Annotated in this window: 1 tRNA gene; it reads right to left on the bottom strand. The window is 51.9% G+C overall.

Annotated elements, in window-relative coordinates:
* Window positions 1-84 precede the first annotated feature (84 nt).
* Window positions 85-158, bottom strand: a tRNA-Ile gene (locus DWW96_RS13805).
* Window positions 159-214 lie beyond the last annotated feature (56 nt).

The following is a 214-nucleotide window of genomic DNA, read 5'->3' as shown; positions in this document are numbered from 1 at the left end:
CCTGTGACCCCCTGCTTGTAAGGCAGGTGCTCTCCCAGCTGAGCTAAGATCCCTTGCTGTTTTCTTCTTTTCTTTTGAGTTCAATGGACCTGCGGGGACTCGAACCCAGGACCGACCGGTTATGAGCCGGTTGCTCTAACCAACTGAGCTACAGGTCCAAAAAAGCCGATGAACGGACTCGAACCGTTAACCTGCTGATTACAAATCAGCTGCT

Source organism: Eubacterium sp. AF17-7 (genome assembly GCF_003461285.1).
GTDB lineage: Bacteria > Bacillota > Clostridia > Lachnospirales > Lachnospiraceae > Eubacterium_U > Eubacterium_U album.
Note: the sequence above shows the minus strand (reverse complement) of the source record. Positions and strands in the feature narration are given on the sequence as shown.